This window comes from Stenotrophomonas beteli, from assembly GCF_001431665.1.
Lineage (GTDB): Bacteria > Pseudomonadota > Gammaproteobacteria > Xanthomonadales > Xanthomonadaceae > Stenotrophomonas > Stenotrophomonas beteli.
On record NZ_LLXV01000021.1, the window covers coordinates 178,382 to 191,593 of the forward strand.

At 66.7% G+C, this 13,212-nt stretch carries 10 protein-coding genes; 4 read left to right on the forward strand and 6 right to left on the reverse strand.

Annotated features, from left to right (window positions below; translation table 11 throughout):
* Positions 1–90: 90 nt before the first annotated feature.
* Entirely contained in the window at positions 91–2,055 is a 1,965-nt protein-coding gene (locus ARC23_RS05140; protein WP_057496229.1) for an OPT family oligopeptide transporter, read from the reverse strand.
* Between the two features lie 199 nt (positions 2,056–2,254).
* Between ARC23_RS05140 and ARC23_RS05145 the strand changes: the two genes are divergently transcribed.
* Positions 2,255–3,403 carry a DUF1624 domain-containing protein gene (locus ARC23_RS05145; RefSeq protein WP_057496230.1) on the forward strand — a complete coding sequence of 383 codons (1,149 nt, stop codon included), beginning with the start codon at positions 2,255–2,257 and terminating at the stop codon, positions 3,401–3,403.
* A 78-nt stretch (positions 3,404–3,481) separates the two neighbouring features.
* Entirely contained in the window at positions 3,482–5,236 is a 1,755-nt protein-coding gene (locus tag ARC23_RS05150; RefSeq protein ID WP_057496231.1) for a peptide MFS transporter, read from the forward strand.
* A 9-nt stretch (positions 5,237–5,245) separates the two neighbouring features.
* Here the strand turns inward: ARC23_RS05150 and ARC23_RS05155 are convergent, their stop codons facing one another.
* From ARC23_RS05155 to ARC23_RS05165, 3 genes are all read right to left on the reverse strand, one after another.
* Positions 5,246–6,643 (reverse strand): hypothetical protein, encoded by a 1,398-nt coding sequence (locus ARC23_RS05155; RefSeq protein ID WP_152985209.1) that lies wholly within the window; start codon positions 6,641–6,643, stop codon positions 5,246–5,248.
* 138 nt (positions 6,644–6,781) lie between these two features.
* Positions 6,782–8,770, reverse strand: a complete 1,989-nt coding sequence (locus tag ARC23_RS05160; RefSeq protein WP_057496233.1) for an alpha/beta hydrolase family protein — start codon at positions 8,768–8,770, stop codon at positions 6,782–6,784.
* 163 nt (positions 8,771–8,933) lie between these two features.
* A complete protein-coding gene (locus ARC23_RS05165; protein ID WP_057496234.1) occupies positions 8,934–9,569 on the reverse strand; it encodes a LysE/ArgO family amino acid transporter in 636 nt (211 codons plus the stop codon).
* Positions 9,570–9,707: 138 nt separating this feature from the next.
* Here ARC23_RS05165 and ARC23_RS05170 point away from each other — a divergent pair, with 138 nt between their 5' ends.
* A complete protein-coding gene (locus tag ARC23_RS05170; protein WP_005412604.1) occupies positions 9,708–10,613 on the forward strand; it encodes a LysR family transcriptional regulator ArgP in 906 nt (301 codons plus the stop codon).
* Positions 10,614–10,808: 195 nt separating this feature from the next.
* Positions 10,809–11,393 (forward strand): hypothetical protein, encoded by a 585-nt coding sequence (locus ARC23_RS05175; RefSeq protein ID WP_057496235.1) that lies wholly within the window; start codon positions 10,809–10,811, stop codon positions 11,391–11,393.
* A gap of 123 nt (positions 11,394–11,516) precedes the next feature.
* On the opposite strand, the gene ARC23_RS05180 is transcribed toward ARC23_RS05175, so the two are convergent.
* Both ARC23_RS05180 and ARC23_RS20335 read right to left on the reverse strand, forming a co-directional pair.
* Positions 11,517–11,924: a hypothetical protein gene (locus ARC23_RS05180; protein WP_057496236.1), complete on the reverse strand. Its 408-nt coding sequence runs from the start codon at positions 11,922–11,924 to the stop codon at positions 11,517–11,519.
* Between the two features lie 65 nt (positions 11,925–11,989).
* Complete coding sequence (locus ARC23_RS20335; protein WP_080393026.1) at positions 11,990–13,105, reverse strand: PAAR domain-containing protein; 1,116 nt, start codon at positions 13,103–13,105, stop codon at positions 11,990–11,992.
* Positions 13,106–13,212: the final 107 nt, after the last annotated feature.

The following is a 13,212-nucleotide window of genomic DNA, read 5'->3' on the forward strand; positions in this document are numbered from 1 at the left end:
CCGATTCCGACGGAATCGGCTCTGACCCCAGACGCAGTCAACGTGGGGTCAGAGCCCTTCCCGGCGGGAAGGAATCCGACCCCGTGGGTGTTACGCCACGGCGCGCTTGCCCGTGCGATAGATCAGCCAGCCCACCAGGAACAGCACGGCCAGGCCGATCCACTGTGCGCCCGGCAGGTGGAACGGCACGGCCAGCACGTCGGCGCGGCTGCTGACCACGATCGGAATCGCGATGGCGATGCCCATCAGCGCTTCGCCGGTAATCAGGCCGGCGGCGAACAGCACGCCCGGCTTGTGCACGCGGTCGCGGCCTTCTTCGTCATCGGCACGCACCTTGTGGAAGCGCTCGACCAGGTAGGCGATCAGGCCGCCGAGGAAGATCGGCACCATCAGCTCCAGCGGCAGGTAGATGCCGATGGCGGCGGCCAGCACCGGCACGCGGAAGCGGGCGTTGCGCGACTTCAGCCAGCTGTCGAAGGCGATGATGACGGCACCGACCACCGCACCGATACCGATGAAGGTCCACGGCAGTTCGCCGCCAAACAGGCCCTTGGCCACCGAGGCCATCAGGTTGGCCTGCGGTGCGGCCAGCGCGTTCGGGTGCAGCTCGGACTTCACGCCGATGCCGTAGGCGGTGGCCAGCAGGTTCAGCACCGGGGCCATGATCAGCGCGCACGAGAACGCACCGATGCCCAGCATCAGCTGCTGCTTCCACGGGGTGGCACCGACGATGTAGCCGGCCTTGAGGTCCTGCAGGTTGTCACCACCGACGGCGGCGGCGCAGCACACCACCGCGCCGATCATGATCGCAGCCACTGCACCCAGCGGCGCACCGCCGGCACCGACCGGCTTGAGGCCATCGGCGCCCAGCAGCACGACCAGCACGGCCGAAGCAAACAGGATGGTGGAGATGGTGATGCCCGAGACCGGGTTGTTGGACGAGCCGATCAGGCCGGCCAGGTAGGCCGAAACCGAAACGAACAGGAAGCCGGCGACGATCATGATGAGGGTCATCGGGATCGACACGTGCCACTGGCCGACGATGGCCTGGTACAGGGCCAGCAGCGGCAGCACGAAGGCCACCAGCGCGACCAGCATCCACTTCATCGGCAGGTCGCGCTCGGTGTGCGCCAGCACCGGGCCACCGCTCTTGCGGGCGGCGGCAAAGCCACTCTTGACGCCGTTGAGCAGCGACTTGCGCAGCGAGATCAGGGTCCAGATGCCGCCGATCAGCATCGCGCCGACACCCAGGTAGCGCATCTTCGCCCCCCAGATGGCAAACGCGGCCTCGGTGGACGAAGCGGTGGCGACCGACGCGGCCAGCGCCGGATCGGTGTTCATGAAGAATGCCTGGTAGATCGGGATGGCGATGTGCCAGGTCAGGATCGAGCCGGACACCACCACGATGCCGACGTTGAGGCCGACGATGTAGCCCACGCCCAGCAGCGCCGGCGACAGGTTGGTGCCGATGAAGGCGGTGACCTTGGAGCTGCCGACATAGGCCGACGTGGCCCAGGCATCCGGAATCAGGCGCATGCCGCTTTCCGCGGCCAGCTTGACGAAGGCACCGATCACCGCCGACAGGCCGAGGATCTTCAGGCCCGGGCCCGGGTTCTCACCGGCCTTGAGCACTTCGGCGGCGGCCTTGCCTTCCGGGAACGGCAACGGGTCTTCAACGATCATCGAACGGCGCAGCGGCACCGAGAACAGCACGCCCAGCAGGCCACCGAGGCCGGCGATGCCCAGCACCCACCAGTACTTGAAGTCCGGCCAGTAGCCCATGATCACCAGCGCCGGGATGGTGAAGATCACGCCGGCGGCGATCGACGAACCGGCCGAGGCGCCGGTCTGGACGATGTTGTTTTCGAGGATGGAACCACCGCCCAGCAGGCGCAGCACGCCCATGGAAATGACCGCGGCGGGAATGGCGGTGGCGATGGTCAGGCCTGCGAACAGACCGAGGTAGGCGTTGGCCGCCGACAGCACCACCGCCAGCACGATGGCCAGGGCCACTGCGCGGAAGGTGAGCTGCTTGGGCGCAGCGTCGTGGTTCATGGAAGCCCCTGCTGGCAAAAAATCCCTGCCACGCTAGCGTTCAGGGCAGATCAAGTCCAGCGTGCCAAAGGATGGGGCAGCCGCCACAGCGCAATGAGGCTGTGCGTGAAGCCGGAATCGGCAGACACGGCAAAGTCCGGCTGGGATCACCTCAATTGATATGTTATATCTTAATGCTACCCTGTAGCTTCCGCATCGCATGCCCCCTTCCCCCTCCCCTCGCCTGGCCTCCATCGACCAGCTGCGCGGCACCGTCATGCTGTTGATGCTGCTCGACCATGTGCGCGAGACCTTCTTCCTGCAGCATCAGGTGAGCGACCCGATGGACGCAGCGACGGTCTCCCCCGCCCTGTTCGCGTGCCGACTGCTGGCCCACCTGTGCGCCCCCGTGTTCGTGCTGCTGACCGGACTGTCGGCCTGGCTGTACGGCCAGCGGCAGCCGGATCCGCGCGGGGCCACGGCCGCGTTCCTGCTCAAGCGCGGGCTGTTCCTGGTCGTGCTGGAACTGACCCTGGTAAGTTTCGCCTGGACCTTCCAACTGCCGCCTCAAACGCTGTACCTGCAGGTGATCTGGGCCATCGGACTGAGCATGATCGCGCTGGCCGGCCTGCTGTGGTTGCCACGCCCGGCCCTGCTGGTGCTGGCAGTCACGGTGGTGGCCGGGCACAACCTGTTCGACGGCATGCGGGTGGAAGGCAATGGCCTGCTGGCGGTGCTGTGGAAAGTGCTGCACCAGCGTGATTGGATCGAGGCTGGCGCGCTGCGCCTGCGTACCTCCTATCCAGTACTGCCGTGGATCGGGGTAATCGCGCTGGGTTATCTGATGGGGCCGTGGTTCGGCCGCGAGCGCGCGCCGGAGCAGCGCCAGCGCTGGCTGCTGCGGGCGGGCGCCGGCGCGCTGGCCCTGTTCGTGCTGCTGCGCTTCGCCAACGACTACGGCGATGCGCCCTGGCAGTACCAGGCCACCACGCTGCGCACCTGGCTGAGCATCCTCAACATCACCAAGTACCCGCCGTCATTGCAGTTCCTGCTGCTGACCCTGGGCGTGGGCCTGCTGTTGCTGCGCCTGTACGAATGGCCGCCCCTGGCGCGTGCGCTGCGCCCGCTGGCCGATATCGGCGCCGCGCCGATGTTCTTCTACCTGCTGCACCTGTACGTGCTGAAGGGACTGTACCTGGCCGCGTTGGCGGCCTGGGGGCCGACCCATGGCGGGTTGTATGCCCTGGATTCGGTCAGCGGCCTGCTGCTGATGGCCTGTGCGCTGGCGGTGGTGCTGTACCCGCCGACGCGGGCGTTCGCGCGGTTCAAGGCGCGAAGGCGTGACCTGGCGTGGTTGCGGTACCTGTGATCGCCCAGGCCCCTCCGGCAATCCACGCATGGCGGGATCTACTGAAAGCGGGTCAGGCCACAGGCCTATAATTCCGCGATGAATTCCACCGCTATCGCTTCCGACGACTTCCTGGGCCACCCCAAGGGCGTCTACGTCTGCTTCTTCACTGAAATGTGGGAGCGCTTCTCCTTCTACGGCATGAAGGCGCTGCTGCTGCTGTACCTGACCAAGTACCACCTGTTCGGCGACAAGGCCGGCCTGGACCTGCTCGGCGCCTACGGCGGCCTGGTGTACTGCATCCCGGTGTTCGGCGGCATGCTCGCCGACCGCTGGCTGGGCATGCGCCGTGCGGTGCTGTTCGGCGGCATCCTGCTGGTGCTCGGCCACCTCGGCATGGCGTTCGAAGGCCACGCCGCGTACCGGGTGAACGGCGAAGTGGTGCGCGACACCTCGGCGCTGGCGGTGACCTACCTGTCGCTGGCGCTGATCATCATGGGCGTCGGCTTCCTGAAGCCGAACATCTCCACCATCGTCGGCAAGCTGTATGCCAAGGACGACCCGCGCCGCGATTCGGGTTTCTCGCTGTTCTATGCCGGCATCAACCTCGGCGCGCTGTTCTCGTCGCTGGTGTGCGGCTTCCTCGGCGAGGCCTATGGCTGGAAGTACGGTTTCGGTGCGGCCGGCATTGGCATGCTGGCTGGCCTGGCGATGTTCCTGTGGGGCCAGAAGTACCTGCAAGGCCACGCCGAGCCGCCGCAACCGGCGGCATTGAAGCAGAAGGTGCTGGGCCTGCCACGCGAATGGCTCATCTATCTGTGCGCGGTGCTCGGCGTGCTGCCGGTGGCGTGGCTGATGTGGGCCGCGGGCAACGGCGCGTTCGCACTGGGCGGTGAAATCAGCCTGGCACTGATGCTGATGCTGGTGGTGCTGGGCGGCGTGCTGGTCTGGTTCGCCTGGTTCACCGGCACGAAATGCACGCCTGTGCAGCGCCAACAGATGATCGCGCTGATGGTGCTGATCTTCATGGCGCTGGTGTTCTTCACGATGTACGAGCAGTCCTACGGCTCGTGGGTGACCTTCACCGACCGCCTGCTGACCAAGGACATCGTGCCGTCGCTGGTGATCACCGGCGGCACGCCGCTGCCGTGGTCGATCCTCTCGCTGCTGCTGGCACCGCTGGGCTTCGTGGTCAGCGCGCGCCTGTCCGAACGGCGCCAGGGTTCGGCTGCGCCGCGTACGTTCTTCGCCGCCATCGTCGTACTGATGCTGGTGCTGCTGGTGCGCGACTGCCTGGTGATTCCGCAGACCGCCGGCTCGCTGACCTACCTCGGCGGCCTGTTCCTGGTGCTGCTGGCGCCGGCGTTCGCCGCGCTGTGGACGTGGATGGACCGCCGCGGCTGGGAGCCGGGCAAGCCGGTGAAATCGGCCTGGGGCCTGGTGATCGGCGCGTTGTCATTCGTGCCGTTGGCGCTGGCCGCACAGCAGGTGGGCGCCACCGGTGAAATGGCCAGCGTGTGGTGGCTGGTGCTGGCCTACTTCCTGCTGGCCAGCGGCGAGATGTGCCTGTCGCCGGTCGGCCTGTCGGCGGTGACCCAGCTGGCGGTGCCACGGGTGATGAGCCTGATGATGGGCACCTGGTTCCTGGCTACCGCGTTCTCGGAAACGTTGGCCGCGCTGTTCGGCAAGCTGGCCGCGATCGAGGTGCCGGAAGGTGAATCGCTGGACATGGTGGCTGCCGCGGGCGCCTATGCGCACCTGTTCTGGCTGCTGATGTGGATCGGCCTGGGCTGCGCGCTGGCCGCCTTCCTCGCCGCACCACTGCTGAAGCGGATGATGCACGGGGTGAAGTAGGCCCCGGCATCATTGCCAACCGCCACGCATGGCGTCGGCCATCTGCCGCCGCATGCTCTGGATTTTGTCGCGGGTATCTTCGTCCAGGGCCGAAGGATCGATGTTCTCCACGCGCAGCACTTTCGGCAGGAAGCGGCTGATGTTGGAAGGCTTGCCCCATTCGTCGACCACCGGCGTCGGCAGCAGCGTGCGCGCCTGCAAAGCCGCGTGCGCGCCGACGGGCAGTTCCCAACGCCGGGCGTCCGCGCTCCAGCCGAGGGTGGTGAAACCGATCAGGGTGGTACTTCCGACGCTGCCGATGGATGTGCGCAACGCCTCCAACACTTGCCGGTAGTGCTGTTCCAGCGCATCTTTTGGAAGGGATGCCGCCATCTCCGGCACCGCAATGGCATCCAGCGCCGGTGCCGTGCATCGAACTTCAATGCGCGCGCGCCGGCCTTCTTCGTCGATGAACTGTGCTCGCACCGGCTGACATTGCAGGGGCGAGACCGCTGCCGCGGCAACATAGGCCTCCACATCACTGCGCAGTGACTCGCGCAGAACGGGCGGTATCCATAGCAGGATCTGGGTGGTCAGCTCCTCCGAGGCCGGTTGTTCGAGGGCCTGTTCACTGAAGTCTGCGAACAGCGCCTTTTGTGCGACTGCATCCACGGGCCGCACTTCGTCCATGGAGATCGAACGCCTGGCGAGTGTCTCGACCAGCCGCCGATCACCGGACCACGCGCGTCCCTTCCAGAACGAAAGCAGCTGCATTTCACCACCGTCCGCCTGGGGCCATCGCCGATCACGCGCCATGCCCGCCTGCAGATCGGCAAGCAACTCACCCGCTGCCGGGCGGCGCCCCTGCTTGAGCACGTCTATCGCGGCCAACGCGAGAACCCTGTGAGCCGAAATGTAGGAGGTGATGCATCGGTACTGAACGTCGACAACCGTTGCATAAGCCGGTAGCGGGGTGTCCCCGAAGCGCTCCAACGCATAGCCGCGCAGCGGTGCATTCTCCGGCTGTTCCTTGACGCCGTGCGCCATGCAGCGCGAGGCGCCAGCGCTGTTGGCGTCCGCCAGCAGTGTCCGCGCTGCCTGCGCTTCGGACCCCGCCGCTTCCACACCGTACAGCGCGTCGATCCAGCTGTCCGTCAGACCGGTTGCCAATGCGATCGCGCGGGTCATCATCCTGGCCTCGCGCTCAGCGTCCGCGGGTATGTCGACCTCGGCCCCCGTCAACCATCGATGCAGCTGCAACCCCTCCTCGTGGATCGCGCCGGTACTGAGCAGCGAGCGTGCGACTTCATCGGCCTCGTAGCGTTCTCCCACCTCGGCTTGCACGTCCAGGACCAGCAAGCCGAGACAGGCGAATGCCAGGGTTCCGCAACGGGCAAGCAGAGGTGTGCACCGATCAGGGAGGGCCATGGCAACACCGTGCTGGGGAAACAAGCATGATCCCCACGCAGCAGGCCCATATGCCATGCAACTTGTTTCAAATACGATCTGTGCGGTCATCGCACCTCAGCGCCTGCGGGGGGACCACTCCCCCCGCAGGCACTGGGTTCAGGGCGCCTTGCCCTTGCCGGCCGCAGGTGCGGTCGCCGCCGTCTTGCCCCCCAGGCTGCGCGCCAGGAACGCCAGCAGCTTGTCGTAGTACTCGCTGCGATGGGCCTCGGTGTAGAAGCCATGGCCTTCGGTCTTGTAGTACAGGCTTTCCACCGGCGTGCCGGCGCGCTTGAGCGCCGCTTCCATGCGTTCGGTATGCTGGATCGGCGCGCGCTTGTCTTCGCCACCGGCGGCAAGGAACACAGGCACCTTGATCCGTTCGGCCAGGTTCACCGGCGACACAGCGCCCAGCTTGGCCGGGTCACCCAGCCATTCGCGCAGGTAGGTCACGCCTGAGCCACGGTCCTGGATGTCGCCACGGGTGTACATCATCGGCAGATCGTAGACACCCACATAGCCGGCCGCGCACTGGTACAACCCCGGTTCGCGGGCGGCTCCCATCATCGCCGCATAGGCACCGTAGCTGGCGCCGTAGATGCAGATGCGACGGCCATCGGCGATGCCTTCGCTGATCGCCCATCGGGTGGCATCGGTGACATCGTCCTGCATGGCCGCGCCCCACTGCTGCGCGCCGGCCTGGGTGTGCGCCCGGCCATAGTTGCCCGATCCGCGGAAGTTGACCTGCAGCACGGCGTAGCCGGCAGCGGCCAGCATCTGGGTTTCGCGGTCGTACTCGCCGGAATCGAAGATGTCGAACGGGCCACCATGCGGCAGCACCACCATCGGCAGGTTGCGGCCGTCACTGCCGGCCGGCAGGGTCAGGAAGCCATGCAGCGGCAGGCCATCCCGGGCCTTCAAGGCGATCGGACGCACCTTGGCGCTGCGCTCGATATCGATCCAGTCGCTGCGGCTGATCAGATGATCGGCCTTGCGCGCCACCGTGTCGTACACATAGAAATCGCCCGGGTTGGAGCCCGACCAGGTCTCCACCAGCACGACGCGACCGTCGCGGGTACTGGACGTGATGTAGACCGGGCCTCCGAAGGCGGCTTCCAGGCTGCGGTACAGGCGCGCCTCCGGCGACTTCTCGTCGAAGAACCGGGTACGCGGCGTGTCGCCCATGTACAGCGCCCCCACCGGCACGTGGGTGCCGGGCCGATGGATGATGCGATACGGGTTGACCACCTCGTCGCGCAGCAGCGTGGCACGCTCGCCGGTCTGCGGGTTCCAGCTGACGATCGCATCCGGGCCCTGGGTCTGCTCGACGTTGAGATAGGCCAGGCTGTCATCGGCCGAGAAGCCGATGGCGGTTTCGATGCGCTTGCTGACGGCCTCGTCGTTGATCAGCTTCCAGGTGTCGCCGGAGCGCTCGCGGAAGTAGAGCTTGTTGACGTTGTCACTGCCGGACCCGTGCACGAAGCGCACTTCGCCGGCACCGTCGGTGGTGAACTCACCCCGCCGTACCGGCGAAGACGCCACCCGCGAACGACGGCCGCTGGCCACATCCATGCGATCGACGCGGGTGTAGGGATCTTCGGCCAGCGGCCACACGGTCACCAGCACGTTGCGTTCATCGCCCGGCAGGTCGTCGGCCAGGAAGGCGGCGACCGCTTCGACCTTCTTCGGCTGGATTCGCGTACCCGGGCCCTTGCTTTCGACGCGGTAGCCGACCAGCAGCTCGCCGCGGTTGCCGTTGGCATCGATGGCGTAAAGCTCGCCGGTGGGATTGGGCTGATCCAGCGAGCCCCATTTCTCGGCCAGGCCGATCAGCAGGCGCTCGTTGCTGACCCAATCGAATGTCTGCGCGTGATTGCGGCTGGGCGGCCAGAAACTGCCAACCACCTCCTTGTCCTTCAGGCGCAGGATCGCGATCGCGGTGCTGTCCTCCCTCGGCACCGTTGCCGCTACGTACTCGCCCCCCGGCGAAATCTTGATGTCGGTGAAGGTCTCCCGACGCAGGTACTGCGTCAGATCCACCGCCCCCGCGCTGCCTGCGGCAACGCCCCCGATGACGGCCAGTGCGACCGCCAGAATCGTCTTGTGCATCCTTCCCCTGCTCCTGTGGACACCTTGTCCTGATCTCCGATTCTAGGCAGGACAAAGGGTTTCCCGCCAGAGCCGGAAAAGACGACGGCACCGTTGCCGGTGCCGTCGTTGCCACTGCCTTGGAGAGAGAGTCAGGACGTGGGTTCGGGGAGCGTGCGACGGGTCAGTGGACCCCGCGCAGCGCCAGCATGAGGGCCAGGATGCTGAGAATCACGGCGATGGTGCCGTCGAGCACGCGCCAGGTGCTGGGCTTGGTGAACAGCGGCGCCAGCAGGCGGGCACCGAGGCCCTGCGCGGTCAGCCACAGGCAGCTGGCGGTGACCACGCCGGCGGCGAAGGCCATGCGCGCGTTGCCGAAGTTCTCGGCGATCGAGCCGATCACCATCATGTCCAGCCAGAAGTGCGGGTTGATCAGCGAGAAGCCGACCGCAGCCATCAGCACCGCGCGGCGGCTGCCGTCATCGCTGTCAGCTTCGCCCATGCCGCCGCCACCGGCGATCGCACGGCGCGCCGACTTCATCGCGTACCAGGCCAGGAACGTCACACCGGTCCACAGCACGGCGGTGGTCAGCCACGGCAGCGCCGAGGTGAGCGTGCGCAGGCCGGCCACGCTGGCGAAGATGAAGATGGCATCGATGGCCGCACAGGTTGCGACCACCGGTACGATGTGCCTGCGCAGGATGCCCTGGCGCAGAATGAAGGCGCTCTGGGCGCCGACCACGGCGAACAGGCCGATGCCGGTGGCTGCACCAGAGAACCAGGCACCGAGGCCGGTGCTGGCGGAGATGACCGAGAACATGGGATTCACTGCCTTGTATTGCTTGGGGGGACGGTGCCTCGCGAAGGCGGACAGCACCGGAACGGGCGCCATTGTCGCGCCGCAACATGGAAAAGACGAGCTAAACTTACTAAACCAACATTAGCGGAGCTTAATTCGATGCGGATCGATCATGCCCAGCTGCGCGCCCTGGCCGCGGTGATCCGCGAAGGCAGCTTCGACCGCGCCGCGCAGTCGCTGAATGTCACGCCCTCGGCCATCTCGCAGCGGGTCAAGGCGCTGGAGGACCGGATCGGCCGCCTGCTGGTCAAGCGTGGCACCCCGGCCACCGCCACCGCCGAGGGCCAGTTGCTGGTGCAGCTGGCCGAGCAGACCGCCCTGCTGGAACACGATGCGCTGCATCGCATGGGCCTGGCCGATGAGGACCTGCCCCAGGCCAGCATCCCGGTGGCGGTGAACCACGACAGCCTGGAAACCTGGTTCCCGCAGGCCGCCTACCAGTTCGCGCAGACCACCGGCACCACCCTGGACCTGCGCGTGGAAGACCAGGACCACACGGTGGAGCTGCTGCGCCAGGGCACGGTGCTGGGCGCGGTGACCACGCTGGATGAGCCGGTGCAGGGCTGCCAGATCCATGCGCTGGGCAGCATCCGCTACGCGGCGACCTGCACGCCCGAGTTCCGCGAGCGCCACTTCGCCAAGGGCGTGACCGCGCAGGCGTTGGCACAGGCACCGGTGCTGGTGTTCAACCGCAAGGACGACATGCAGTCGCGCTTCGCCCGGCGCATGGCCGGCGACGACCTGCCCAGCACCGCGCCGACCTGGTGGATTCCATCCACGCGCGCCTTCGTGCAGGCCAACCTGGGCGGCATGGGCTGGACGATGAATCCATTGCCGCTGGTCAAGCGGCACCTGGACGCGGGCCGCCTGGTCTACGTGCGCCAGCGCGCGTGGGAAGACGTGCCGCTGTACTGGCAGCACTGGAAGGGCGACGTGCAGACCATGGCCCTGCTGACCCGCGCGGTGCTGGATGCCTCCTCTGCGCTGATCCGGCGCAAGCGGTAGTGCCGGCCGCTGGCCGGCAACGTCAGGATCAAACGCGGCATCCATGCCGCTCACGCCCCCTCGACCGGACCCACCCCGCCTTCGACAGTTTCCCGCGATCTGTCGGGACGGCACGGGGTCGGATTCCGTTGCTGCGCAACGGGCTCTGACCCCATTTCTGTGCCAGCATCGCAGCACCCGACACGGAGCGCCGCGATGCAGACCGATCCGCTGTTCCTGCACATCCGGGTGGTGATGGGCATCATCCTGGGCCTGTCGATCACCACCGTGCTCAAGGGCCTGGCGCAGATCATCGAGCATCCGCAGCGCCGCGGCTGCTCGGCACTCCATCTGTGCTGGGTGGCATGGACGCTGGTGTCGCTGGTCACCTTCTGGTGGTGGGAGTTCCGCCTGATCGAAGTCCATCGCTGGACGTTCGAAACCTATCTGTTCGTGATCTGCTACAGCGCGGCCTGGTTCCTGCTCTGTGCTCTGTTGTTCCCGGATGACCTGCGTGACTACGGCAGCTACGGCAATTACCTGATGCAACGCCGGCGCTGGATATTCGGCGTGATCGGCGCGCTGACGCTGCTGGATCTGGTGGACACCGCGATCAAGGGCACAAGCCGGTGGCATCTGCTGGGCGCGGCGTACCCGGTCCACACCCTGCTGATGCTGCTGGTGGTCCTGCTGGGCTGGAAACTGCGCTCCGACCGCGCACAGCTGCGACTGGCCGCTGCCACCCTGCTCTACCAGCTCGGCTACTTCACCGCCGAATATTTCACGATCGGCAGCGATTGAAGGGCGCGGGAATGCCCATCGACAGCCGGAACGAGGGCATTGCCCCGGGTGCATCCAGCGGTCATGGCCGGCGACCGGCGTCCCGAACGGCGTTGACCCGAAGCGGAGTGCTGGCCGCTGTGGTCAGTCGGCGTCGACCACGTGCAGCTGCGCCTGGACCACCTGCGCCTCGGCGCCGGTGGAACCCGGGGTCAGATTGATCGAGAACTGCAGGGTCACATCCATCGGGCGCAGGGCGAAACGTGTCAGCTCCTGCGGCTTGATCGGGAAACCGATGCGCAGGGACTGGCCCGCGCGCAGCTCCTGCATCTGCTGCCGCAGCGCGGCCGCGGCCATGCCGCTGCGCAACGCCGTGGTCTTCTCGGAATGGTTGTCCTTCACCCTGACCGACGGGCCACGGCTGCGGATGTACTCCAGCGGCAGCGACACGGGCTCGCTGCCGCTGTTGCGCAGTTCCAGTTCGACGTTGAGGGTGTCGCCACGGAAACGGCACTGGGCATCGTCCACGCAGCGCGCATGAAGTTCGATCATGGGAGGAAGCTCCTTGCTGTGGGCCGGCAGCGCTGCGGCAGCGGCAAAAGTGGCAATCAACGAAATCACTTGACGGTGCATGTTATCTCCCGGCCGATCTCCCGGCTCAGCAGTTCACGTACTTCCCGGGCGATGTTCCAGGCATGACGCGGCCGGGTCACCGCGCAGTCCACGGAATTCATGATGGTCGCCGCCGGATCGGTCAGCTCACGGGAATCCGGAACGGCGACCAGCACCTCCGGATCCAGAGTGCCATCGGGCTGGACGTAACGCACGGTCTCTTCGTCCGGTTCGTTGTACGAGTACTCGTCCGGCACGCCCAGGGTGTGGGCAAACTCGTGGGCGAAGGTCCAGGCCGTGGTCGACACGGAGACATCGATATCCGGGAACTCCACCTGCTCCCGGTCATAGGTGCGATGGATGATCAGCCGGTAGTCACTGCCACCCTGCACCCACCGCACTTCGTAGCGGATCGGGAAGCTGCGGGTGCCGCACGCGGGATCATGGACATCCAGCGTGAACCGGCCGTTCCAGAACTGATCGATGCCGCGCTCCATGCGCGCCTTGACCGCCGCCACCTCGGCAGCGGTGACGCCGGGCTTGGGCATCGCCTGCACCTTGATCGACACCACCACCTCGCCCTGGGCCTGCAGCGGAATCTCGATGCGGTAGCTGACCTGGAAAGGATAGTCATGCTTGTCGCCATTGACGTCGTAGGCCTCGTAGTAGCGCCCGTCCACGTCACGGTCGATCTGCGCATCATGGTCCGCCACCCAGCACTGCGGCGCGTCCTCGTCGCGCACGGCGGTGCCGGGCGCTGCGAATGGGGGTGTCTGCATGGCCGTCTTCAGCAACGGCGCGACGATCCCCGCGATCGCCGCCACTCCGGCGCCTGCACCAGCGCCCCCTCCACCGCCGGCCACCACGTGGGCGCGCTGCTGCTTGCCCGATACCAGTGCGCAGCCGCAGCTGGCCTTGTCGCCGTCGCGGGCGACCGGCTGGCCATCGATGACCAGGGTGGCATCGCCGGAAACGATCGAACCCGGACCGTGGCGTGCACAGATCACCCGATCGCCGACACGCGCCACGGCGCGTCCTTCGATATCGGTATGCGGGGAACCTGTAAGGACCGAACCGCCCGTCTGCAGGGCGTCACCCACCACGATCAGCATCCGTGACATCGTTGCGCGGCCCCTCCGTGGCCGGTGGTCGTTCTGGAATCAGCCGACAAGTCTACCCCGGAGCGATCGCCGACAGGATGGTGCATTGCACAAAAACCGGACCCATT

Bases quoted from the DNA above. Each gene is read 5' to 3' on its own strand.
- ARC23_RS05140 (WP_057496229.1), bottom strand. From the start codon at position 2,055: ATGAACCACGACGCTGCGCCCAAGCAGCTCACCTTCCGCGCAGTGGCC.
- ARC23_RS05145 (WP_057496230.1), top strand. From the start codon at position 2,255: ATGCCCCCTTCCCCCTCCCCTCGCCTGGCCTCCATCGACCAGCTGCGC.
- ARC23_RS05150 (WP_057496231.1), top strand. From the start codon at position 3,482: ATGAATTCCACCGCTATCGCTTCCGACGACTTCCTGGGCCACCCCAAG.
- ARC23_RS05155 (WP_152985209.1), bottom strand. From the start codon at position 6,643: ATGGCCCTCCCTGATCGGTGCACACCTCTGCTTGCCCGTTGCGGAACC.
- ARC23_RS05160 (WP_057496233.1), bottom strand. From the start codon at position 8,770: ATGCACAAGACGATTCTGGCGGTCGCACTGGCCGTCATCGGGGGCGTT.
- ARC23_RS05165 (WP_057496234.1), bottom strand. From the start codon at position 9,569: ATGTTCTCGGTCATCTCCGCCAGCACCGGCCTCGGTGCCTGGTTCTCT.
- ARC23_RS05170 (WP_005412604.1), top strand. From the start codon at position 9,708: ATGCGGATCGATCATGCCCAGCTGCGCGCCCTGGCCGCGGTGATCCGC.
- ARC23_RS05175 (WP_057496235.1), top strand. From the start codon at position 10,809: ATGCAGACCGATCCGCTGTTCCTGCACATCCGGGTGGTGATGGGCATC.
- ARC23_RS05180 (WP_057496236.1), bottom strand. From the start codon at position 11,924: ATGATCGAACTTCATGCGCGCTGCGTGGACGATGCCCAGTGCCGTTTC.
- ARC23_RS20335 (WP_080393026.1), bottom strand. From the start codon at position 13,105: ATGTCACGGATGCTGATCGTGGTGGGTGACGCCCTGCAGACGGGCGGT.